Origin of the sequence: Puniceibacterium sediminis (assembly GCF_900188035.1) — a bacterium.
Classification (GTDB): Bacteria; Pseudomonadota; Alphaproteobacteria; order Rhodobacterales; family Rhodobacteraceae; genus Puniceibacterium; species Puniceibacterium sediminis.
Genome location: NZ_FZNN01000015.1, coordinates 61036 through 81202, shown reverse-complemented (window position 1 = coordinate 81202; position 20167 = coordinate 61036). Strand labels below are relative to the sequence as shown.

The window sequence follows — 20167 nt, the reverse complement described above, 5'->3', positions numbered from 1 at the left end:
CAAGATGGATATCCACGAATACCAAGCCAAGGAACTGCTTGCCACGCATGGCATCCGCATGCCCCGCGGCGGTCTGGCCTACAGCCCCGAACAGGCCGCCTACCGCGCCACGGAAATCGGTGGCGAAGCCTGGGTCGTCAAGGCGCAGATCCATTCCGGCGCGCGCGGCAAGGCCGGCGGCATTATCCTGTGCAAGTCCGACAACGAGGTCGCCTCTGCCGCAGAAAGGCTGCTGGGGCAGAAACTGGTCACGCATCAGACTGGCCCGGGCGGCAAGTTGATCAACCGGCTCTATATCGAAGAGACTGTGCCGATCGAAAGGGAACTTTATCTGGGCTTTGTCCTTGACCGCAAAGAAGAGCGGATCATGATCGTGGCTTCCTCCTCGGGCGGGATGGAGATCGAACAGATCGCCGAGCAGGAACCCGACAGCCTTGTCCGCGCCTCGGTCGATCCCGGTTTGGGTATGCAGCAGTTTCAGGCACGCGAGATCGCCTTTGGTCTGGGCCTTGATGGCGCGCTGATCGGCAAGGCGGTCGACACCATCCTTGGCTGCTACCGGGTGTTCCGCGACTTCGACGCCTCGATGCTCGAAATCAACCCGCTTGTGGTCAGCAAGGGCGAGGTTATCGCGCTCGACTGCAAGATGTCGTTTGACGAAAACGCCCTGTTCCGCCGTCCCGAGATTTCCGAGCTGCGCGACAAGAGCCAGGAAGATCCGCGCGAAACATTTGCCTCGGATCGCGGCCTTTCCTATGTCGGCCTTGATGGTGAAATCGGCTGCATCATCAACGGTGCCGGTCTGGCCATGGCAACGCTCGACATGATCAAGCTTGAGGGCGGCGAGCCGGCAAACTTCCTTGATATCGGCGGCGGGGCATCTCCGGAACGGGTGGCCAAATCCTTCCGCGCGGTGCTTCAGGACAAGAACGTCAAGGTGATCCTGGTGAACATCTTTGCCGGCATCAATCGCTGCGACTGGGTGGCCGAAGGCGTCGTGAAGGCCATCGAAGAGGTCGGCGTGAACATGCCCCTGATCGTGCGCCTGTCGGGCACCAAGGTGGATGAAGGCAAGGCGATCCTGCGGGAAAAAGCGCCCAGCGTCATCACTGCCGACACGCTGAAAGATGCCGCTGTCGCCGCCGTCGCTGCCCTGAAATCCGCTCAACGTTCTGCCGCCTGAGGGAGGAAACAAATGTCCATTCTTCTGAACAAGAATACCCCAGTCATCGTCCAGGGCTTTACCGGACGCATCGGCAGTTTTCACGCCGAAGAGATGAAAGCTTATGGCACCAATGTCGTGGGCGGCGTCACACCCGGCAAGGGCGGCAGTACGCACCTTGGTCTGCCGGTGTTCAACACCGTCAAGGGTGCAGTGGCCGAAACCGGAGCCGAAGCGTCCATCGTCTTTGTGCCGCCACCCTTCGCGGCCGATTCCATCATGGAAGCGGCGGATGCGGGCATAAAATATTGCGTCTGCATCACCGACGGCATCCCGTCACAGGACATGATGCGGGTCAAACGCTACATGCGCCGTTACAAGAAAGAGGATCGCATGATCCTGACCGGGCCTAACTGCGCGGGCACCATCACCCCGGGTGAGGCAATGATGGGCATCATGCCCGGCAGCATCTACATCCCGGGCCGGGTCGGCGTTGTGGGCCGTTCCGGGACGCTGGGATACGAGGCCGCCAGCCAGATGAAGGCGCGCGGTATCGGCGTGTCCACGTCGGTCGGCATCGGCGGTGACCCGATCAATGGCTTTTCGTTCAAGGACGTGCTCGAACTTTTCGAACAGGACCCTGACACCGATGCCGTCGTGATGATCGGCGAAATCGGCGGTCCGCAAGAGGCAGAGGCGGCGGAATGGGCACGCGCCCACATGAAGAAACCGCTGCTGGCCTATGTCGCAGGACTCTCGGCCCCAAAGGGCAAGCGCATGGGCCATGCCGGTGCCATCGTCTCGGCCTTTGGGGAATCTGCTCAGGAAAAGGTTGAGATCATCCGCGAGGCTGGTCACACTATTATTCCGCACCCCGCAGCTTTCGGCGAAACCGTCGAATCTGTGCTGTCGGGCAAGAAAGTGGCTGCATGACCAAGAAGAAAATACTGCTGACCCGTCGCTGGCCGGGGTCCGTTGAAAAACGGCTGTCTGCCGACTACGACGCCACGCTGAATACCGACGACGTGCCGATGACTGTTGAGGAAATCGGCGCGGCCTTGAACGAATACGATGCCGTCTGTCCAACCGTTTCGGACAAACTGCCGACGTCCATTTTCACCGGCGATCACCGCGCCAGGATCCTTGGTAACTTTGGGGTAGGCTTCAACCATATTGATATCGCTGCGGCGACGGGCTCGGGGATGACCGTGACCAATACGCCCGGCGTGCTGACAGACTGCACCGCTGATATCGCGCTGACGTTGATGCTGATGCTGGCGCGCCGTGCCGGCGAAGGCGAACGCGAGGTGCGGGCCGGTAAATGGGCGGGCTGGCGTCCAACCCACATGATGGGCACCCGTCTGGGCGGCAAGGTTCTCGGCATTATCGGCATGGGCAGGATCGGTATTGCAACCGCGCGGCGCGCGCAGGCGGCCTTGGGCATGAACGTGGTCTATTTCAACCGAAGCGCCGTGGCCAACGACCGCTTGGGCGGGCTGTCGGCCACGCGGCTGAACAGCATCGAAGAGGTGCTGATCGCGTCCGACGTGGTGTCCCTGCACCTGCCAGGCGGCGGAGCAAATACCCATATGATGAACGCCGAGCGTCTGGCGCTGATCGGCGCTCGGGGCATGTTGATCAACACCGCCCGGGGTGATGTCGTCGACCAGATTGCGCTGATTGCCGCTCTGAAGGACGGCAAACTTGGCGGTGCCGGGCTGGATGTGTTCGAAGGCGAACCTGATGTCCCGGCTGAGCTCATCGCGATGGAAAACACCGTGCTGCTGCCACACCTGGGCAGCGCCACGATCGAGACGCGCGAAGATATGGGCAACATGGTTGCCGATAACCTCGACGCCTTTTTCGCAGGGAAACCTGTGCCCAACCTTGTGTCGTAACCAGTCTCTCCCGATGGTCACGACCAACCTGACCAGAGCGTGTCTCCTCCACGCTCTGGTCTTTTTTGTTTTCTAAAACCTGCGACGCGGACTTCACCCTTATTGAATGGTGATCTCCACGCGCTGGCTTTCGCCTTTCGATCCCGGAATCCGCAGAAAATACTGACCCGGCTTGATTGCGATGAATTCGATCTCCATCGTGCCCGCATCGTCAAATTCGACCGAATCCAGTCCCAACGGGCGGATTTCAAGGTCGTTCACGACGATCTCGTTGATCCAGATGGCGCGAAAGAAGCCCGGCCCTTCGAGCCCCAGTTCACCCGATCCGTCCGACACGATCTCAAGTTCATAGCCGGTGCCGGATTTCAGCGTCATCGGCCCCTCGGCCAGCGGCTTGCCAGACCCAAGCGTGATATCCGGCAGTTCTTCCATGTTCGAGGCAGACAACAGACCCGCGAATCCCAGTTCATGCGCCTGAGCCACGCCGCCGCCGGTCGCCGCCCAAGCCACTATCAAAGCAATCATTCTCATGGTATTTCCTTTCCTGACACAAGTCTTGGGACCAGCGTCGCCGGTATCCCCCTTAATTCCAGAATCCGTGCCATCAGTCGCTCGGCCTCGGATCGAGCATGGGTGACGAACAGGGTCGCCGGGCGGACTTCGTCAATCAGCGTCTCGGTCAGGGCCAGCATCACCTCTGCCGTCTTCGGATCAAGAGAGACGAAAGGTTCATCCATGATCAAAAACTCTGGATTACCCGCAAAGGCGCGCGCCAGCGCCAGCCGACGCTGCTGACCCAGTGACAGCTGACCCGGGAATAGATCGGCCTTGTCCGCGATTCCGACTTTTCCCAGCATCTCTCGGGCGGCACGATCCGACAGATGCGGATGGATCAGAGTCAGATTCTGCAAAACCGAGCGCCAAAGGAGCAGCGTCGGTTCCTGAAAAACGATCGCCATATTTTCCGGGCGTTCGATGTTCCCTTCGTATTTGTCGTCTATCCCTGCCACGGACCGCAGAAGCGTCGACTTTCCGATCCCCGACGGACCGAGGATGGCCACTGTTTCGCCGCGCCGGATTTCGAACGCGATATGGCCCAGAACGGGCGCGTCGCCATAGGCCTTGCGGGTGATGTCGACCTTGATCATGCGGTCCGCCAGCGGCGTACACGCCGTTCCCAAGGTTGCAGCAGCGTCCACTCCACGATCAACATCACGATGATGAAGGACAGCGCGTAGACCAGCACCATGCGGACGTCGAACAGTTGAAAATAGAGATGGATCTTGAAACCGATTCCGCTGGAACGGCCAAGGAATTCAACTACCAGCACGATCTTCCAGATCACCGCGACGCCCGACCGCGCCGCAGCGGCAACGAACGGCGCCAGTTGCGGCAGCAGCACATGGCGCAGTCGGGCCATGGGCGCCATGCGGTAGACCTTGGCCATGGCGTCAAGGTTCGGGTCGAACGACCGCGCGCCTTCGCGGATCATCGTGGTGACGTTGGGCACCTTGTTCAGGGTCACCGCAATAATCGCCGCCGTTTCGTTCAGCCCGATCCAGAGATAGCAAAGCACGATCAGAACCAGCGCCGGCAGGTTGAGAAAAACAACCAACCAGGGATCAAGCCAGCGATCGACGCGGGGAAACCGGCCCATAACCAGACCCAGCGCCATGCCTATGGCCATGGCAAGCACAAATGCCCAGACAACCCGGACCAACGTATGGCCCAGATGAAACAGCAACTCGCCCGACTGCAGTTCGTTCAGAAACGGCATGATCAGCGACCAAGGCGTCGGCAGGATGGTCGGATCGGCGGTCAGCGCTGCCGCCACGATCCACAGCAACAGAAGCCCGATGAGCGAGAGCGCCGGAACAAGGCCTTTTTCGGTCATCGGGCGGGACGTCACTTCACATCCGCGAACAGACCCTCGGGCAGGGTCGTGGCCTGACCGACAAGCTCTTCTCCGCCCAGAGCGGCCATCAGTTGCAGGAACTTGTCCGCACCTGCGAGGTCAACCGGCCCACGGGCGGGTGCCCCGGCCAGGTAATCCGTCTTCAGCGTCTCGAACTGCGCGTCGGTGCTGGCGTTCATCTGCGGGCGGACCGCCTCCCAGACTGCGGGATCACTGGCCATCAGCCCCTTTGAATCCTGTGACGCGTCATAAAGCGCCTGCGCGATTCCGGGGTGAGCATCGATGAAGCTCTGCTTCATGTAGTAGCCCAGCAGCGGTGTGTCGGGATTAAGCCCAAGAGCCGCCGAAGCCGTCTCGACCGAGATCAGTTCACGCATTCCGGCGGCCTTCATCTTGGCAAGGAAATGCCAGAAGTTGATCGCCCCGTCGAGATCACCCGAGATGCCGGATTTAAAGATCAACGGTGGCGCGCCAAAAACCTGCTCGGTGTCAGCCTTGAGATCCATGCCATATTCCTGCTGCGCATAAGCGCGCAGGATCAGCCAGCTCTTGTCCAGCGGCCCACCGGCGATGCCGATCTTACCGCCCGCCAGATCCTTTAGCGTTTCGGCTTTGCTGTCACCGGGTACGACGACACCACCGACGGCCTTGGAATAGGGGATAAAGACGTAATCCTTGCCCGCCGCCCGCTGCCGCGCGACCCAGATCCAGTCGGCGACGGCGATATCAGCCTCGTCGCCTTCGACCGCGACGCGGGTGGCGCCGTTATCCGCAAAGGGCTGCATCGTGAGGTCAAAGCCATACTTTTCATCAAGGCCGTTGTCGATGATGGTGCTCAGTTCCCAGTTCACAGTGCCAATCTGCAAAACGGCCGCGCGGACCGTTGTCAGGTCCTGCGCCCAAACGCCGGTTGCAGCGACCATCCCTGCCAGCATGGCACCGGCTATTTTCAGCGTCTTGTTCATCTTTCCCTCCCAAGGAATTCTGTGCCGGATCACTCCGGCGAAACGACAACACCCCAGGGCTGCTGCCCCACCTGAATTGACTTGATGGCCTCGTGATCGGCTACGTCAATCACCGTCACGTCGTTGGAATTACCATTCGTGGTGATCAGGTATTTCTCGTCCGGGGTAAAGGCCAGTTGCCAGACGCGCTGCCCGGTGATGATGTACTTGACCACCTCAAGCTGTTCGACATCAATCACCGCCACCCGGTTGGCCGGCCCCAGCGCGACAAAGGCCCATTTGTCATCCGCCGTGACCCGCAGTCCGACCGGTTGCAGCCATTCCGGCAACACGCCCGGCAATTCAAACCCGATCTTCTTCTTCATGGTCGGGGTGCCGTCGGCGGCGATGTCCATGACGCTGACCGTGCCGCCAATTTCAGAAGTCACGAACAGCAGTGTGCCATCGTCACTGAACTGAGCATATCGCGGGCGCTGGTCGACCAGCACGTTATGCTTGATCTTGTAGTCTGCGGTCGAGATGAAATGCGCCATGTTCGTGGTCTCGGACGTGTTCACCACCCACTCGGCGTTTGGGCTGATGCCCATACCTTCGGGTTCGACGCCCACGGGGATTTCGGCCAGAACGGTGTGGCTTTCGGTGTCCGTGACCGTGACAAGGTTGTCATCCTCGTTCGCAATATAGATCGGATTGCCACTGGGGTGCAGCACGAACAGTTCCGGGTCCGGGCCGGACGGCAGTGAATAAAGCTCCTCGTAGGTGTCGGTGTCAAAGACCTTCACCTGATCGTCATCGCTCGCCGCGACATACAGCAGCTTGCCGTCCGGAGAGATGGTGATGCCGCGCGGGCGATGGCCTGCGTCAAATTCCTTGATCACCTCCCAGGTATCGCTGTCGATCACCGAAACGGTATTGCCCTTTTCATTGGTGACAAAGACCTTGTTCGCCAGAGCAGGCGTGGCAATTGCAGCAACAAGTGCAGTCGTCAGGATCAGTCGGTGCATTGCGAACCCTCCCAGGGATCAGTCAAAGGCGGTACAGGCGGATTCGGGCAGGTCGAGCCCGAGTGAATCCAGTGGCGAACGTTGGTGCAGATAGCCGTCCTGTGGTGAGACGCTGACAGTGATGCGGCCATCATACAACAGGATAGGCTGGCGCATCTGTCCGTTCCAAGCGCGGAAAGTGACGGCGACGCCCTTGAAGGCGGCCAGTTCGAATTGGTCGGACAGGACATAGTTGCGCAGGGTGGCGACTTCGTTGGTGCTTGTGCGGGTCACCGCCTCGCCGATCACGCGAAGGGCAAGCCAGACCTGATAATCCTCTTCACGCATGTAGCGCCCTGTCAGGGCCTCGAAACGGCGTTGAAACTGGGTGGCACCCCAGGCTTCGTGCGCGGCATGAAAGGTCACAGGGCGCAGACCGGCAGACCCCATCGTGGGCCGTGGTGTCCAGAGGTGAAACGGCAGGTAGGGTGCGAAGACATCGGATTCATCTGCCGCTATCACGACATCGTGGTCCCTGGCATCCTGAGTGAAGACCGGGATCTGCTTCTGCACCAGAACGTGTCCGGTGTCGGTGCGCCGGGACCCTCCGGTATCCTCGAATTCCCGTTCTTCCACGATTTTTGCGCCAAACTTGCGGGCCGAGGTGCGATAGGCGTCAGCCAGCAGTTTGTCGTCAGGGTTGGATCCGGAAATCAGAAACCATTTCGGCCATTTCTTCCACATGGCGAACTGCGCCACGGCGTCGGCCAGCATGGCCCGGCTTGGTGCCACATGCAGTAAGTTGGCGCGACACTGATCGTCCCGCAGGGCTGTGTCATGGGCCGTGGCGTTCAGTATCAGGACCCCATCCCCGGCCCGATCCGCTAGCCGCAAAAGATCATCCTGCCGCGCCATGACTATGATCAGGTTCTGACCACCTGCAAGTAGCGCATCAAAAGCGGCATCGGCATCTTCCGGCGCGACGGCGACGGTCTCAAGCTCATAGGTGTGCCCCAGAAACGCTCCGGTGGTTGCATTGTCCTCTTGCGCAAGCTGCGCCCCGGCAAAGCCCATGTCTTCGGGCACGAGGTCATAACGCGAGATCGGTGCAAGCGCAGGGTAGTCGATCCGGAATACTGCCGCGCGCACGTCCACGGCCAAGGCCTGCCCTGCCGCGAGACAAGAAAACATGCCGAAAGCCAGCATGATCCGCAAAAGTTTCAAGGTATCCTCCCTGCCCCTATTCCGGAGCTTTCACGAACAGTGCCAGAGAAGGCGTGCCACCCATACCAATACTTTTGGAGCATTGCCGCACCTGCGTGGCTGCAACACGATGGCGGACATGTACCATTCCACCCTGCCCGCCTTGCTGATGTTCAGCACCGGACCCGTTCCTATGCGGGCTGCAAGCGCGCGACATCCTGGGAGAGGCACTGGACATCGCCGCGCACAGCGGCGACGTTCACACCCACGGAACAACCCGCTTTCCGAAAACACCTTCTTCAAAACGTGAGGACCCATGCGACAACTTAGAAACCTGATGGTGGTGCTGGGGCTGATCCTGCCCGGTATGGCCCTGGCCCACGGCCCCTCCCGGCAAAAGGTCACCGTGACCACCGAAGTGGCCGCCGACCCCGCCGCCGTGTGGGAAGCGATTGGCAATTTTCATGACATGAGCTGGCATCCGGCTGTGTTCGAGACCCAGGGCGAGGGCGGCAACGATATCGATTCGATCCGCGTTCTGGTGCTGGGCGAGGCAGGTGGCCCGACCATCACTGAGTCGCTGTACAAATACGATGCAACCAAGATGACCTATTCCTACCGCATCGATGACGTCGCAGTCGAAGTGCTGCCAGTGACCAACTATTCGTCCCACCTCACGGTCAAGCCGCGCGATGGCGGCGGATCTCTGGTTGAATGGCGTGGCGCCTTTTACCGCGGCTACCCGAACAACGACCCGCCTGCGGAACTGAACGACGAAGCTGCTATTGCAGCCGTCACCGGAGTCTATGAGGCGGGTATGGCGGCCCTCGTGGAACGCTTTGGCGCGCCGTAACGCCCTTTTCGGGATTATTCCCGTTCTTGCCCTCGGCACCAGCCCACTGGTGGCGGGGGATTTTGCTTATGTGACCAACCAGAACAGCCAGGAGCTGAGCATTCTGGATCTGGACAGCCGCGAAGAGGTCTCGCGCATCTCTGTTCCCGGCAAACCGGCAGGCGTGGCAGTGGATGGCGCGGGCCATGTGTTTACCGTCTCTCCCGACAGCAAAGTGGTCCGCCGGTTGGATCAGGATGGATCAATCCTGGCCGCTGCGCAGTTGGATGGCGGACCCATCGGCGTTGTCTATGACCCGGGGCTTGAACGCATCTTCGTGTCGGACTGGTACAATGCCCGTATCTGGGTGATGGACGCCGAAACGCTGGAACTTCTGCAGATGCTCGAAACCGGCAGCGCTCCGGCCGGCCTTGCCGTTTCGGCGGACGGTAGATGGCTCGCCTCGGCGGACCGGGATTCCGATCAGGTATCGATCTTTGCGCTGGATACGCTGGAACTGCGTCTGCGCCCCACCGTTGGCACCCGCCCCTTTGGCCTGCGCTTTGCCCCAGACGGGCGGTTATTTGTCGCCAATGTCGGCACAAATGATGTCACAGTGATCGATCCGCAATCAGGTGAGACACTTGCCACAATAGCCGTCGGCGAACGCCCTTACGGTGTGGCTTTTGCGCTCGGACGGGCCTTTGTGACCAACCAGTATGCGGACACGGTCAGCGTCTTGGACCTTGCCACTTACGCGCCACTGCAAACCGTTGAGGTCGGCGAATATCCCGAAGGCATAGACACAAGCACCGATGGCGCTACCATTGTCGTTGCGAACTGGTTTTCGAATACGGTCAGCCTGATCGATGCGTCCACGATGGAGGTGGTGGGAGAAATCGAAACTGGCGATGGACCGCGCGCCTTTGGTACGTTCATTCAGCAGAGGAACTGAATATGAAACTCACGGCTCTGACCCTGCCACTGGTGCTGGCATCCGCCCTGCCCGCCTTTGCCTATGATCCCGCCTGGCCCGACCTGTCCGAGGCTCTGTATGAAGACCGGGTTCTGAACGACGGCGCGCCGTATATCTCGATCGACGTGCCCTACCGCACCGGCGACGATGCCCGTACCCAGGTCGCGGCCCAGATCGCGGCGCCCGATGGCCTGCTGCTGGGTAGTGTGACGCTGATCCTGGATGAAAATCCGATGCCGGTCTCTGCTGTGTTCAGCCTTGAGCAGCCGCTGCCACGGTTCTTTTTCGATGTGACGATGCGGATCAACGGACCGACGCCGATGCATATCGTGGCCGAAACCACCGACGGCCAGCTGTTCGTCGCCGAAACTTTCGTCAAGACCTCTGGTCAGGGGGCCTGTTCGGCGCCTCCGGGCTCTGATCTGGAAGAGGCGCTGGCCACGCTGGGCAACATGACCATCGGGATCGACCAATTGATGGGCAGCGAAAAGCTGAGCGCACTGTCTTTGCGCCAGCAGCGGCTGGATCTGGATATCTCGCACCCCAGCAACTCCGGCATGCAGATGGACCAGATCACCCTGCTATTCGTGCCGATGCGCTATGTCGAGGATGTCCAGATTGATCTGGACGGTGCGGGTTATGTGGACATGACAGGCAGTATTTCGCTGTCTGAAAACCCGCGCGTGAGTCTGGGCATTCCCGGGCAGACGCAATCAGTGGATGTGACGATGACCGACACCGATGGCACCGTGACCCATGCCAAAAAGCGCCTGACAGGTTACTAATTCGGGCACGCGAGGGACTTAAAGCAAGAGAACGTTCCGGCTGCTATTTCGGCTCGGGCTCGGGCTTTACTTCCTCCAGAGGGTAATCCCAAAGGGCCCAGCCATCAGTGCCTTCGGGCAACCAGTAGACGGTGGTGTAGCCGTATTCGAGGGCCCGCTTGGCCGCGTTCCACGACATCCAGCAGTCTTCCAGACAGAAGAACAGCACAGGATGATCCATGTCCCCGCTGGTGGCTTTGGACAGACCTTCGCGGAAATAGGCATGGTAACTTTCGGCCAGTGCACCATAGCCAACATTCGGCAGCCAGATCGTTCCGGGAATGGAATTGCGTTTCTTTTCGTGCCAGATCGTGCCTTCCGGCAGACCCGCAGGTTTTGGAGCCTGTGGCAGAACATCGACAAAGGCGACCTGCCCTGTTTGCCATAGATCATATGCCGTCTCTGGACCGACCACAGTCGCCCCCGCCAATGTCGCAGGCACCGGTGCGCGGAATTCATCCATGCGATATTCGGCAGGTTCGTCGGCCGCCCAGGCGGCGAATGGCAGTAGGGCACCGAATGCCCAGACTGCCAGGCGGGGCATCACTGCCCCACCGTCATCACTTCGGTCCCCATGTCGTTGACCAGTGGCACACCGGCCTCGACCAGAATGGCGTTGATCTCGTCCTGATGGCGGCGGATGAGGGAGTTCAACTTGCGTTCCCAGACCTTTTCGCCCATCCGAACGCCCATTGTGATCCGAAAGAACAGCCGCGGCGGCAGCGTTTCTTTCAGCAGCGGGATCACTTTCAGATCGGGATAGTCCGTTTTGACCAATGGCCCTGCGATTGGCCCCCAAAGGATTGCCGCCCCGGTGACACCCGTCTGTACATCGTTCAGCAGATCGACGGTCGGGGATTCATAGCGCCTGTCTACGACCAGATTATAGGCCTTGGCGTTTTTCAGCAGACCATTCCGGGCCATATGCGTGGCCGGCGGGCTGCCTGCGATGATGCCGATATCAACGTCCTTGAGCCGAGCGTCCGACAGTTCCGTCACTTCGGCAAGGGCAGACTCCTTGGGCACCACCAGCGTGAAAACCGAGGTCATGTAATGGTTGGTGTTCAGCACCAGCTCGTGCCCTTGAGCATAGCCGATGACAACGTCGCATTTGTTGGCGCCCAGTGAGTTGCGGATAAACCCGGTCGCCATCGGATACCATTCGTACTGAAGCGGCAGATTCAGCTTGGCGGCAAACAGTTCGGCAATCTTGTTCTCGAATCCTGTGCCCTCTTTATCGGACATCGGCGCGTTTGCAGGATCAGCGCAGACCCGGAACGCGGATTTCGACACGAGGTCAGACGTCTGCGCGCCTCCTGGCCCTGCTTGTGAGAAAAGCAGGGCCGCGACGGCAACGGTGAGTGCCAGAGTTTTTTCAGCCCATGCAGGCATTTTCAGTCTCTGCGATCAGATCGGATTTGCCGGCTTTCTTGGCCGGACGGCCACGCGGAATGGCTTCCATGCCCCGGGCCTTGAGATAGACGTAGATGTCGTCAAGGTAGCACATGACGTTCTTGTTGTCGCCAAAGTGCGGCATGACAGAGTTGCCGCTTTTACGCCCGTTCACGACGACATCGACAAAGTCGTAGTATTCAAGGTTCACGGCAGAATTCTTGATCTTCGGTGCGTAGGTGGAACCCTCGCCATCGGGACCGTGGCATACGTGACATTCCGAATGGTACCGACGAAAGCCCGAAAAGGACAGCCAATCAACAGCGCCGTCATCGCCGATGTTGAAGGTCGGGATATCGTCTTCGGTGTAGTAGCGGCCACCGTCTTCGTAGGAGACGGGCACTTCGGGATGATCTGCGGCGGGGTCGATCGCCTGATCGCTCCAGGCCTGAGCGCTGGCAGCGACGGGAAGTCCAAGCGCCATGATCGCGGCGACAAAAATGGGAGAAGCGGCACGCTTCATAAGGCGGACCTTTCGGTTGGGGGGGAACATTAGGGAGAAAGGGCCGACACACCGGTCTGGCATGTCGGCCCTTCTGGTTGCGCGTACCTTAGTTAGGCAGGCTGAAGACGGTCAGCTGACCACCAAGCGCGGTGTAGTCGCTGAGAGCGGCATAACCACCCACGGCGCCCAGACCATCGTTCGGGTTGGTCAGACCAGCCGCAAGACCGATACCGGCCCAGCCGCCAACACCCGACAGAATGCCGACATACTGCTTGTCGTCATGGGTGTAGGTCATCACGTTACCGATGATGCCCGACGGTGTCTTGAACTTGTAGAGAAGATCACCTGTCTGCGCGTCAACTGCCTTGAGGTAGCCTTCGAGCGTGCCGTAGAACACGACGTCGCCCGCGGTTGCCAGAGCACCAGACCACACCGAGAACTGCTCGGGGATGGACCATGCGATCTTACCCTCTTTGCCGTCCCATGCGATGAAGTTACCCATGCCGCCATGGCTGTCCGGTGCCGGGTACATTGCCAGCGTCGCGCCAACGTAGGGCTGACCGGCAGTGTAGGACACGCGGAAGGGTTCGTAGTCCATGCAGACGTGGTTTGTCGGCACGTAGAACAGCTCGGTCTGGGGCGAGTAGGCCGCAGGCTGCTGGTCCTTGGAACCCAGAGCGGCAGGGCAGATGCCGGTGGAGTTCACGTCTTCGCCGTTCTGCTCGGTCGAGTACTGAGCAACGACCTGGGGACGACCGTACTCGGGCGACTCCTTGTCCATGACAACGCCGGTTGTCCAGTTCACAGCCGGGTCGAACTTTTCAGCGACCAGAAGCTCACCAGTTTCACGGTCAAGGGTATAGCCCAGGCCGTTACGGTCAAAGTGGGTCAGAAGCTTGCGCTCTGTGCCATCAATGGTCTGCTCCGTGAGGATCATCTCGTTGATGCCGTCAAAGTCCCACTCGTCATGCGGGGTCATCTGGTAGAACCACTTGGCCATACCGGTGTCGGCATCACGCGCCATGATGGTCATCGACCAGCGGTTGTCACCAGGACGCTGTGCCGGGTTCCATGTCGACGGGTTGCCCGTACCGTAATACACGAGGTTCAGATCGGGATCGTAGGAATACCAGCCCCATGTGGTGCCGCCACCGATCATCCACTGATCACCTTCCCAGGTGTTCGTGCCGGAATCAGCGCCAACCGGCTGGCCCAGGTGCATAGTGGTTTCCGGATCGACCAAGATGTCGCTGTCAGGACCCATGGAATAGGCGCGCCAAGCCAGCGAACCGTCAGCGATATTGTAAGCAGTCACGGAACCGCGCACACCGAATTCACCACCCGAGATACCGACGATGACCTTGTCTTTGATCGGAATGACGGTCGCGGTGTTGGTTTCGCCCTTGGACGGATCGCCGTTCACGACGGACCATTCCACAGCACCAGTGTCTGCGTTCAGAGCAACAACAGTCGTGTCAGCCTGATGCAGGAAGATCTTGCCGTCTGCATAAGCCACACCGCGGTTGACGGTGTCACAGCACATGACCGGGATGACGTCCGGGTCCTGCTTGGGCTCATACTTCCACTTGATCTTGCCTTCGGCATTCAGATCGAGTGCGTAGACGATATTCGGGAACGGTGTGTGGAGATACATCGTATCACCGATCACCAGAGGCGAACCTTCGTGGCCGCGCAGAACACCCGTGGACATGGTCCATGCAACCTGCAGGTCACCGACGTTATCCTTGGTGATCTGGTCCAGCTTGGAATAGCGCTGGTTCTTGTAGTCACCTGTCTGGATGGCCCACTGGTTCGGGTCATCAATCAGTCCCATCAGGTCATCGTTCGCGCTAGCCATACCGGCGCAGAGTGCGATTCCCGAGGTCAAAGCAAATAGCTTTTTCATTTCCAACTCCCTTGTTGACGTAGTGCCATAGTGGCAACCCTTCCGATGCGCTCCTTCAGGGGGCGCGTTCACGACAGGGTTTCTTTACATCTGCCCGGCTCCAATTTCCTCCGACCGGTCAGGTGCAGTTCGTTTGTGTCTTAGGATCCTCCCCCTTCAGCATTGAACGTAGCGAGATAGGCGATCACGTTGGCGCGATCGTCATCCTTGCGCAGACCGGCAAAGGACATCTTGGTGCCTTTGACGTAATCACGCGGCTTTTCGAGGAAGGCGGCCAGGCTTTCTGCATCCCAGACAAGACCCTCATCGCCCTTGGCCTTCATCGCGTCGGAATAGCCGAAATCCGCGAGCGCGCCGACGTGACGACCAACGATGCCGTTAAGCTCGGGTCCGACCTTGTTCTTGGCATCCGGCCCCACAGCGTGGCAAGCCATGCACTTGCGAAAAACTTTTTCACCCTTGGCAGCGTCGCCCGCCGAATGACTTTCGGCGGCGGCGTATCCTGCCGTCATCGCCAGAAGGCAAACTGCGCTGAACATTTTGTTTAGCATTTCGTTCCTTTCTAGTGCCGTGTTTGGTGCAACCGTTCGGCGTGCCACTCTACATGATCACACGCGAAGGTATTAATAAAGTAGTACGAATGGTCATACCCCTTTTGCATCCGTACCAACCCCGGCTGGCGTCGACGGGCCATGACATCTGCCAGAGCCTCCGGCTTCAGCAGGTCCAGAAACTGATCTGCCTCGCCCTGATCGATCAGGATATCGCCCTTCCAGCCATTCTGTTCGAGCAGGATGGTCGAATCGTGGTTTGACCATGCGGTCTCGTCGTCGCCCAGATAGGCGCTCAGCTGTTTGCGGCCCCAATCCGAACGAGTCGGATGTGCGATAGGCGCAAAAGCCGATACGGATTCAAATAGCTCGGAATTGCGAAGGGCAATGGTCAAAGCTCCGTGACCACCCATCGAATGGCCGGTAATTCCGTGCACGTCCTGAACAGGTAGATTGGCTGTCACGACTGAACGCAGCTCGGATACGATGTAGTCATACATCCGAAAGTTACGCCGCCACGGATCGCGCGTCGCATTGACGTAGAACCCGGCGCCCTGCCCCAGATCATAGGCCTGATCATCCGCGACCCCATCGCCACGTGGCGAGGTGTCAGGATAAATCACCGCGATGCCGTGCCGGGCGGCATGTTCTTGAAATCCGCCCTTGTTCATCGCGTTTTCATGCGTGCAGGTCAGCCCGGACAGATACCAGAGTACCGGAACCGGGCCATCCTTGGCTTGCGGCGGAATGAAGGCCGCAAAGGTCATCTCGACTCCGCAGGTGTTTGAGGGATGCGAGTACACAGCCTGCACGCCCCCGTAACACCTGTTTTCCGAGATGACCTCCATGCTCATATCAGTAGACCACCACCGCGCGGATCGACTTGCCCTGGTGCATGAGCTCAAAGCCGTGGTTGATCTCGTCCAGCGTCAGCGTATGCGTGATCATCGGATCGATCTCGATTTTGCCGTTCATGTACCAGTCGACGATCTTGGGAACGTCGGTCCGGCCCTTGGCGCCGCCAAACGCGGTGCCGCGCCAGTTACGACCCGTGACCAGCTGGAAGGGACGTGTCGAAATCTCGGCGCCGGCCTTGGCCACGCCAATGATGATCGAGGTGCCCCAGCCCTTGTGCGCACATTCCAACGCCTGCCGCATGACAGTCGTGTTACCCGTCGCATCAAAGGTATAATCCGCCCCGCCCTTGGTCAGTTCGACCAGATGCGCGACGATATCGCCTTCGACCTTCTTGGGGTTCACGAAGTCGGTCAGGCCGAAGTGGCGCGCCATCTCTTCCTTGTCGTCATTCAGATCGACGCCGACGATCTGATCCGCACCGGCAAGGCGCAGGCCCTGAATAACGTTCAGACCGATGCCGCCCAGACCAAAGACAACCGCACGGCTGCCGAGTTCGACCTTGGCCGTGTTGATCACCGCGCCGATGCCGGTTGTGACCCCGCAGCCAATGTAACAGATCTTGTCGAAGGGCGCATCTTCACGCACCTTGGCCAGCGCGATTTCCGGCAGAACCGTGTGGTTCGCAAAGGTCGAGCAACCCATGTAGTGATAGATCGGCGTGCCATCCAGCATCGAGAAACGCGTGGTGCCGTCGGGCATCAGGCCCTGGCCCTGCGTGACGCGGATCGCCTGGCAGAGGTTGGTTTTGCCTGACAGGCAGTATTCGCATTCGCGGCATTCCGGCGTGTACAGCGGAATGACGTGATCGCCGGGCTTCAGGCTTTTGACGCCCTCGCCCACTTCCAGCACGACACCGGCACCTTCATGGCCCAGAATCGCGGGGAAGATGCCTTCGGGGTCATCACCGGAACGGGTGAATTCGTCAGTATGGCACAGACCGGTCGCCTTAATCTCGACCAGAACCTCGCCGGCCTTCGGGCCCTCGAGATTGACTTCCATGACTTCCAACGGTTTGCCGGCCTCTAGGGCCACGGCTGCACGTGTGCGCATGCCATTCCTCCACATAATTAGGTTCGCTCTGATGGCGTTTGATAGCACTATAAAAGGGGGCAACAACCGAACAACTGCGACAATGGTTGGTATTGCGGGTTGTGGACAGGAAACCGGCGCTCGCGCATAGTCTGCCCCGTAGGGAGAGAGCAGATGAAACACCTCAAAATATTGGCCGCAGCCCTTGTTTCCTTGGGTCTTGTGGCACCGGCACAGGCCGCCGACTTTTCCGATCCGACCTGGCCTTGCGTCCAGCGCAAGGTGGACACACTGTCCATTGGTCTCATGTGGCCGCATGAAATCGCGCAGATCAAGATGACCCCGGAGCTGGGTCAGGCGGTCAACGAACTGGCCGCCCGACTGGAGCTGCGCCGGATCGATCTGGAAGAGGCGCAGGGCTATGTGACAGCCTTTGCCGCAGAGTATGGCCATAGCGAAGCACTGATGGGCCATGTCTTTGAAAAGGTCTTCGACAAGCTTGCCGGACGGCGTACCTTGATCATCAAGGGGATCGAGGATTTCTCGCTCAAACAGATCGCGATGTCCGAGCGAATCGATGGCGCACGCAGCGAAATGGACGCGCTGATGGCGGCGGAGTCCCCCGATTATGACAAGGTGGACAAGCTGGAAGAACAGGTCGACTGGGATGAGCGAATCTACACCGACCGGCAAAAGTCGCTTACCTATGTCTGTGAGACACCCGTGTTGCTGGAAAAGCGCCTCTACGCCATTGCGCAGATGTTGATGGACGCTGCCAAAAGCTGACAGATGGGGGAACGCGCCGGGCGTCCGTCAGATCCTGAACTTTCTGCGGCGGGTTATCCCGTCGGCAAAGTGTTGGTCCCCCTAACCAGCCGCGGGCCACGTCTGGTCAGCGCGGCGCGCTAAATTCCGGGCTGGGTCATCGCGCAGTTTCAGGGAAAAAGATGCTACTCCCACTCCAGTTCCGTAAATGCCACGGTCGCATTGCGCGCATTATACGCCCCGAACAAATCCCAGTGTGGCGCCTCTGACTGCGCAATCACTTGCACCGCATCACCCAGCCGCAGTCCTGACGCAATCGCCGTCCGGGTGTCAGCCGCCAGCACCCCTAGATACCGCAGCATCGGCGCGGCCCCTTCGGGCCAGTCCAACAGCGGGCCGCCATGCCCCGGCATTACCTGCGCAATCGGCTCCGCAGCCAATTCGTTCAGAACAGCCTCCCATCCCAGAACAGAGCCGTCCAGTGCGGGCGTGTGTTCGTCGAACACCAGATCCCCGGTGAATAACAACCCGGACGCCAGATCCTGCGCCGTCAGATCCGTGCCGGTATGGGCCACGGGCCACGCCCGCAGAGCAATCCGACGCCCGCCAAGATCGAACACGCCCCGGTCTGAAATGGCGATATCCGTGCGCACCGTCTGGGTTCCGATGAACTGATCCGGGCCGATCAAAGCTTGCAGACTTTGCAGGTAGTTTTCACGTCGGTCCGCCAGCGCCCGCTCCAGACCCGCGTGACCCACGACCTTGGCCCCGGCCTGCACGAACACCGAAGCGCCCAGAACGTGATCAGGGTGCATGTGGGTCAGAATCACATGGCTGACCGGCAGATCCGTGCGCGCCCGAATCGCCCGCCAGATCCCCTCGCCCACCCAATGCGCCGCCCCGGAGTCGATCACCGCGACAGACCTGTCACCGATCACAAAGGCGATATTCGCCACGTCCCCACCGTTGTCCGGCGTCGGCTCTTCGATCAATCCGCGATGCACGAATACCCCGGGCGCCGCCTCTTCAAACGCCAGAGCTTCGCCCACCGGCACACAATGCGGTTCCGAGCGCTGGTCGTATGCGGCAAAAGGAACAAGGTCAGGGGGCACTGCCGAAAGCGCTCGTTCGCAACCGGCGACCTCGGACGCCTCGTATCCCGGCAACAAAACATCCCGGCAGGCATCCCCCCCCATCAGGCAAAGCGTCACCACAAGTTCGAGCATTCCACACACCCTCCCCGGTGCTTGCCCACACTGCGCGCCAACGGAACTGTGATCCAGTCAGACCAAGGACCCAATGTCTTTGTGCCGAATTTTATGGCATATACCCGCGATACGCCCGAGGAGGAGGACGTCACACATGAACATTTTCCACGCTATTGCCCTGACTGCCCTGATCGCGGGCCCGGTTCATTCCGCGACCGATGCCGTGCATAATCCCCTGACCGATAGTGAAAGCTGGACAGACCTGCGTGGCGACATAACAGGAGAGGCCGACATCGCCGACGGCAGAAGCATGTTCAACGTCGACGCCCCCTATCGTGCTGATGACGCCGCCACGGTTCCCATTCACATTACCCAGACAGATCCGGGCATTCAAATTCAGGGCCTGAAGGTCGTCATCGACGAAAACCCCGCGCCGCTTGCGGCCGAATTCACTTTCGGCGCCGCGATGGCCCCTCTGGATCTGGAACTGCGCGTTCGCGTGAACATGTATTCCAACGTCCGCGTCATTGCCGAAACCGACAAAGGCCTGCTGATGGACGGCCGGTATGTGAAGGCATCGGGCGGTTGTTCGGCGCCGGCATCCAAGAACCCTGAACTGGCCCTGGCATCCATGGGGCAAATGCGCCTGCGTCAGTTCGAACAGCCCGCGCTGATGTCGACACCCCGGCGCGAGGCGCAGATCATGATCCGTCACCCGAATTATTCGGGCCTGCAGCGGGATCAGATCACCCAACTGTTCATCTCGGCGCACTTCATCGACAAGATCGAGGTGTTCCAGGGGGATGATATGCTCTGGACGATGGAAGGCGGCATTTCGGTCAGTGAAAACCCGGTTTTCCGGTTCCAATACACGGACAACGGATCAACCGACCTGCAGGTGCGCGCCACAGATACCGAAGGCAACGTTTTCGAACATACGCTGCCAAAGGACGTGCAGGGCTGAAAATCATCGCTCCAGGCGCAAAGCTCCGGAGACAATCCCCAGTGTGCTTTGCGGGAAACTGTCCGGACCCAGCCACCTATGGCAGCAGTCGCGATATAGATGTTGCTGCTAAAATTCCGCCGAAGATCATGTTCTCTTTTTGTGCCCTATTCGGCGTCCAGAAATAACCCG

General features: G+C 59.7%; 22 protein-coding genes. 8 read left to right on the top strand and 14 right to left on the bottom strand.

Going from position 1 to position 20167, the window contains the following annotated elements; all coding sequences use genetic code 11:
- Positions 1–4 precede the first annotated feature (4 nt).
- The 3 genes from CHB75_RS15675 to CHB75_RS15665 are packed head-to-tail and all read left to right on the top strand — an operon-like array spanning position 5 to position 3060.
- Positions 5–1183, top strand: a complete 1179-nt coding sequence (locus tag CHB75_RS15675) for a malate--CoA ligase subunit beta (protein ID WP_089272159.1) — start codon at positions 5–7, stop codon at positions 1181–1183.
- Between the two features lie 12 nt (positions 1184–1195).
- Entirely contained in the window at positions 1196–2095 is a 900-nt protein-coding gene (sucD, locus tag CHB75_RS15670; RefSeq protein WP_089272157.1) for a succinate--CoA ligase subunit alpha, read from the top strand.
- Positions 2092–3060: a 2-hydroxyacid dehydrogenase gene (locus tag CHB75_RS15665; RefSeq protein WP_089272155.1), complete on the top strand. Its 969-nt coding sequence runs from the start codon at positions 2092–2094 to the stop codon at positions 3058–3060. The genes sucD and CHB75_RS15665 overlap by 4 nt, the downstream gene beginning before the upstream one ends.
- A gap of 99 nt (positions 3061–3159) precedes the next feature.
- Here the strand turns inward: CHB75_RS15665 and CHB75_RS15660 are convergent, their stop codons facing one another.
- Genes CHB75_RS15660 through CHB75_RS15635 form a run of 6 tightly spaced genes read right to left on the bottom strand, consistent with a single transcriptional unit; the run spans position 3160 to position 8129 of the window.
- On the bottom strand, positions 3160–3585 hold the full coding sequence (locus CHB75_RS15660) for a hypothetical protein (RefSeq protein ID WP_089272153.1): 426 nt from the start codon (positions 3583–3585) through the stop codon (positions 3160–3162).
- 2 nt (positions 3586–3587) lie between these two features.
- On the bottom strand, positions 3588–4208 hold the full coding sequence (locus tag CHB75_RS15655) for an ATP-binding cassette domain-containing protein (RefSeq protein WP_089272151.1): 621 nt from the start codon (positions 4206–4208) through the stop codon (positions 3588–3590).
- A complete protein-coding gene (locus CHB75_RS15650; RefSeq protein WP_089272149.1) occupies positions 4205–4954 on the bottom strand; it encodes an ABC transporter permease in 750 nt (249 codons plus the stop codon). Before CHB75_RS15650 ends, CHB75_RS15655 begins: the two co-directional genes overlap by 4 nt.
- Positions 4955–4965: 11 nt before the next feature.
- Positions 4966–5940, bottom strand: coding sequence for an ABC transporter substrate-binding protein (locus CHB75_RS15645; RefSeq protein ID WP_089272147.1), 975 nt, complete (start codon positions 5938–5940; stop codon positions 4966–4968).
- A gap of 29 nt (positions 5941–5969) precedes the next feature.
- Complete coding sequence (locus tag CHB75_RS15640; RefSeq protein WP_089272145.1) at positions 5970–6944, bottom strand: YVTN family beta-propeller repeat protein; 975 nt, start codon at positions 6942–6944, stop codon at positions 5970–5972.
- 18 nt (positions 6945–6962) lie between these two features.
- Positions 6963–8129, bottom strand: coding sequence for an ABC transporter substrate-binding protein (locus tag CHB75_RS15635; RefSeq protein WP_089272242.1), 1167 nt, complete (start codon positions 8127–8129; stop codon positions 6963–6965).
- A 313-nt stretch (positions 8130–8442) separates the two neighbouring features.
- Between CHB75_RS15635 and CHB75_RS15630 the strand changes: the two genes are divergently transcribed.
- Genes CHB75_RS15630 through CHB75_RS15620 form a run of 3 tightly spaced genes read left to right on the top strand, consistent with a single transcriptional unit; the run spans position 8443 to position 10719 of the window.
- A complete protein-coding gene (locus tag CHB75_RS15630; protein WP_089272143.1) occupies positions 8443–8979 on the top strand; it encodes an SRPBCC family protein in 537 nt (178 codons plus the stop codon).
- Complete coding sequence (locus CHB75_RS15625; RefSeq protein WP_089272141.1) at positions 8933–9913, top strand: YncE family protein; 981 nt, start codon at positions 8933–8935, stop codon at positions 9911–9913. The genes CHB75_RS15630 and CHB75_RS15625 overlap by 47 nt, the downstream gene beginning before the upstream one ends.
- Before the next feature lie 2 nt (positions 9914–9915).
- Complete coding sequence (locus tag CHB75_RS15620; protein WP_089272139.1) at positions 9916–10719, top strand: quinoprotein dehydrogenase-associated SoxYZ-like carrier; 804 nt, start codon at positions 9916–9918, stop codon at positions 10717–10719.
- Between the two features lie 43 nt (positions 10720–10762).
- Here the strand turns inward: CHB75_RS15620 and CHB75_RS15615 are convergent, their stop codons facing one another.
- The 7 genes from CHB75_RS15615 to CHB75_RS15585 form a co-directional block, all read right to left on the bottom strand.
- Positions 10763–11302, bottom strand: a complete 540-nt coding sequence (locus CHB75_RS15615; RefSeq protein ID WP_089272137.1) for a PQQ-dependent catabolism-associated CXXCW motif protein — start codon at positions 11300–11302, stop codon at positions 10763–10765.
- Positions 11302–12150 carry a substrate-binding domain-containing protein gene (locus tag CHB75_RS15610; RefSeq protein WP_089272135.1) on the bottom strand — a complete coding sequence of 283 codons (849 nt, stop codon included), beginning with the start codon at positions 12148–12150 and terminating at the stop codon, positions 11302–11304. Before CHB75_RS15610 ends, CHB75_RS15615 begins: the two co-directional genes overlap by 1 nt.
- On the bottom strand, positions 12134–12673 hold the full coding sequence (locus CHB75_RS15605; protein ID WP_089272133.1) for a c-type cytochrome, methanol metabolism-related: 540 nt from the start codon (positions 12671–12673) through the stop codon (positions 12134–12136). Before CHB75_RS15605 ends, CHB75_RS15610 begins: the two co-directional genes overlap by 17 nt.
- Before the next feature lie 88 nt (positions 12674–12761).
- Positions 12762–14561: a lanthanide-dependent methanol dehydrogenase XoxF5 gene (gene xoxF5 / locus CHB75_RS15600; RefSeq protein WP_089272131.1), complete on the bottom strand. Its 1800-nt coding sequence runs from the start codon at positions 14559–14561 to the stop codon at positions 12762–12764.
- 140 nt (positions 14562–14701) lie between these two features.
- Positions 14702–15112, bottom strand: a complete 411-nt coding sequence (locus CHB75_RS15595; protein ID WP_089272129.1) for a c-type cytochrome — start codon at positions 15110–15112, stop codon at positions 14702–14704.
- Positions 15113–15123: 11 nt separating this feature from the next.
- Positions 15124–15960: an S-formylglutathione hydrolase gene (fghA, locus tag CHB75_RS15590; protein WP_089272240.1), complete on the bottom strand. Its 837-nt coding sequence runs from the start codon at positions 15958–15960 to the stop codon at positions 15124–15126.
- Between the two features lie 7 nt (positions 15961–15967).
- On the bottom strand, positions 15968–17080 hold the full coding sequence (locus CHB75_RS15585; RefSeq protein ID WP_089272127.1) for an S-(hydroxymethyl)glutathione dehydrogenase/class III alcohol dehydrogenase: 1113 nt from the start codon (positions 17078–17080) through the stop codon (positions 15968–15970).
- Between the two features lie 153 nt (positions 17081–17233).
- Between CHB75_RS15585 and CHB75_RS15580 the strand changes: the two genes are divergently transcribed.
- The gene (locus CHB75_RS15580) at positions 17234–17845 is read left to right on the top strand and encodes a hypothetical protein (protein WP_089272125.1); all 612 of its coding nucleotides are present in this window, start codon (positions 17234–17236) and stop codon (positions 17843–17845) included.
- 164 nt (positions 17846–18009) lie between these two features.
- Here CHB75_RS15580 and CHB75_RS15575 read toward each other — a convergent pair whose 3' ends face one another.
- A complete protein-coding gene (locus CHB75_RS15575) occupies positions 18010–19050 on the bottom strand; it encodes a quinoprotein relay system zinc metallohydrolase 2 (RefSeq protein WP_089272123.1) in 1041 nt (346 codons plus the stop codon).
- Positions 19051–19186: 136 nt separating this feature from the next.
- On the opposite strand from CHB75_RS15575, the gene CHB75_RS15570 reads away from it, so the two are divergent.
- Positions 19187–19996 carry a quinoprotein dehydrogenase-associated SoxYZ-like carrier gene (locus CHB75_RS15570; RefSeq protein WP_089272121.1) on the top strand — a complete coding sequence of 270 codons (810 nt, stop codon included), beginning with the start codon at positions 19187–19189 and terminating at the stop codon, positions 19994–19996.
- Positions 19997–20167 lie beyond the last annotated feature (171 nt).

Bases quoted from the DNA above. Each gene is read 5' to 3' on its own strand.
- CHB75_RS15570 (WP_089272121.1), top strand. From the start codon at position 19,187: ATGAACATTTTCCACGCTATTGCCCTGACTGCCCTGATCGCGGGCCCG.
- CHB75_RS15605 (WP_089272133.1), bottom strand. From the start codon at position 12,673: ATGAAGCGTGCCGCTTCTCCCATTTTTGTCGCCGCGATCATGGCGCTT.
- CHB75_RS15665 (WP_089272155.1), top strand. From the start codon at position 2,092: ATGACCAAGAAGAAAATACTGCTGACCCGTCGCTGGCCGGGGTCCGTT.
- CHB75_RS15675 (WP_089272159.1), top strand. From the start codon at position 5: ATGGATATCCACGAATACCAAGCCAAGGAACTGCTTGCCACGCATGGC.
- CHB75_RS15615 (WP_089272137.1), bottom strand. From the start codon at position 11,302: ATGCCCCGCCTGGCAGTCTGGGCATTCGGTGCCCTACTGCCATTCGCC.
- xoxF5 (WP_089272131.1), bottom strand. From the start codon at position 14,561: ATGAAAAAGCTATTTGCTTTGACCTCGGGAATCGCACTCTGCGCCGGT.
- CHB75_RS15640 (WP_089272145.1), bottom strand. From the start codon at position 6,944: ATGCACCGACTGATCCTGACGACTGCACTTGTTGCTGCAATTGCCACG.
- CHB75_RS15655 (WP_089272151.1), bottom strand. From the start codon at position 4,208: ATGATCAAGGTCGACATCACCCGCAAGGCCTATGGCGACGCGCCCGTT.
- sucD (WP_089272157.1), top strand. From the start codon at position 1,196: ATGTCCATTCTTCTGAACAAGAATACCCCAGTCATCGTCCAGGGCTTT.
- fghA (WP_089272240.1), bottom strand. From the start codon at position 15,960: ATGGAGGTCATCTCGGAAAACAGGTGTTACGGGGGCGTGCAGGCTGTG.
- CHB75_RS15580 (WP_089272125.1), top strand. From the start codon at position 17,234: ATGAAACACCTCAAAATATTGGCCGCAGCCCTTGTTTCCTTGGGTCTT.
- CHB75_RS15635 (WP_089272242.1), bottom strand. From the start codon at position 8,129: ATGCTGGCTTTCGGCATGTTTTCTTGTCTCGCGGCAGGGCAGGCCTTG.
- CHB75_RS15620 (WP_089272139.1), top strand. From the start codon at position 9,916: ATGAAACTCACGGCTCTGACCCTGCCACTGGTGCTGGCATCCGCCCTG.
- CHB75_RS15595 (WP_089272129.1), bottom strand. From the start codon at position 15,112: ATGCTAAACAAAATGTTCAGCGCAGTTTGCCTTCTGGCGATGACGGCA.
- CHB75_RS15645 (WP_089272147.1), bottom strand. From the start codon at position 5,940: ATGAACAAGACGCTGAAAATAGCCGGTGCCATGCTGGCAGGGATGGTC.
- CHB75_RS15660 (WP_089272153.1), bottom strand. From the start codon at position 3,585: ATGATTGCTTTGATAGTGGCTTGGGCGGCGACCGGCGGCGGCGTGGCT.
- CHB75_RS15610 (WP_089272135.1), bottom strand. From the start codon at position 12,150: ATGCCTGCATGGGCTGAAAAAACTCTGGCACTCACCGTTGCCGTCGCG.
- CHB75_RS15625 (WP_089272141.1), top strand. From the start codon at position 8,933: ATGAGGCGGGTATGGCGGCCCTCGTGGAACGCTTTGGCGCGCCGTAAC.
- CHB75_RS15575 (WP_089272123.1), bottom strand. From the start codon at position 19,050: ATGCTCGAACTTGTGGTGACGCTTTGCCTGATGGGGGGGGATGCCTGC.
- CHB75_RS15630 (WP_089272143.1), top strand. From the start codon at position 8,443: ATGCGACAACTTAGAAACCTGATGGTGGTGCTGGGGCTGATCCTGCCC.
- CHB75_RS15650 (WP_089272149.1), bottom strand. From the start codon at position 4,954: ATGACCGAAAAAGGCCTTGTTCCGGCGCTCTCGCTCATCGGGCTTCTG.
- CHB75_RS15585 (WP_089272127.1), bottom strand. From the start codon at position 17,080: ATGCGCACACGTGCAGCCGTGGCCCTAGAGGCCGGCAAACCGTTGGAA.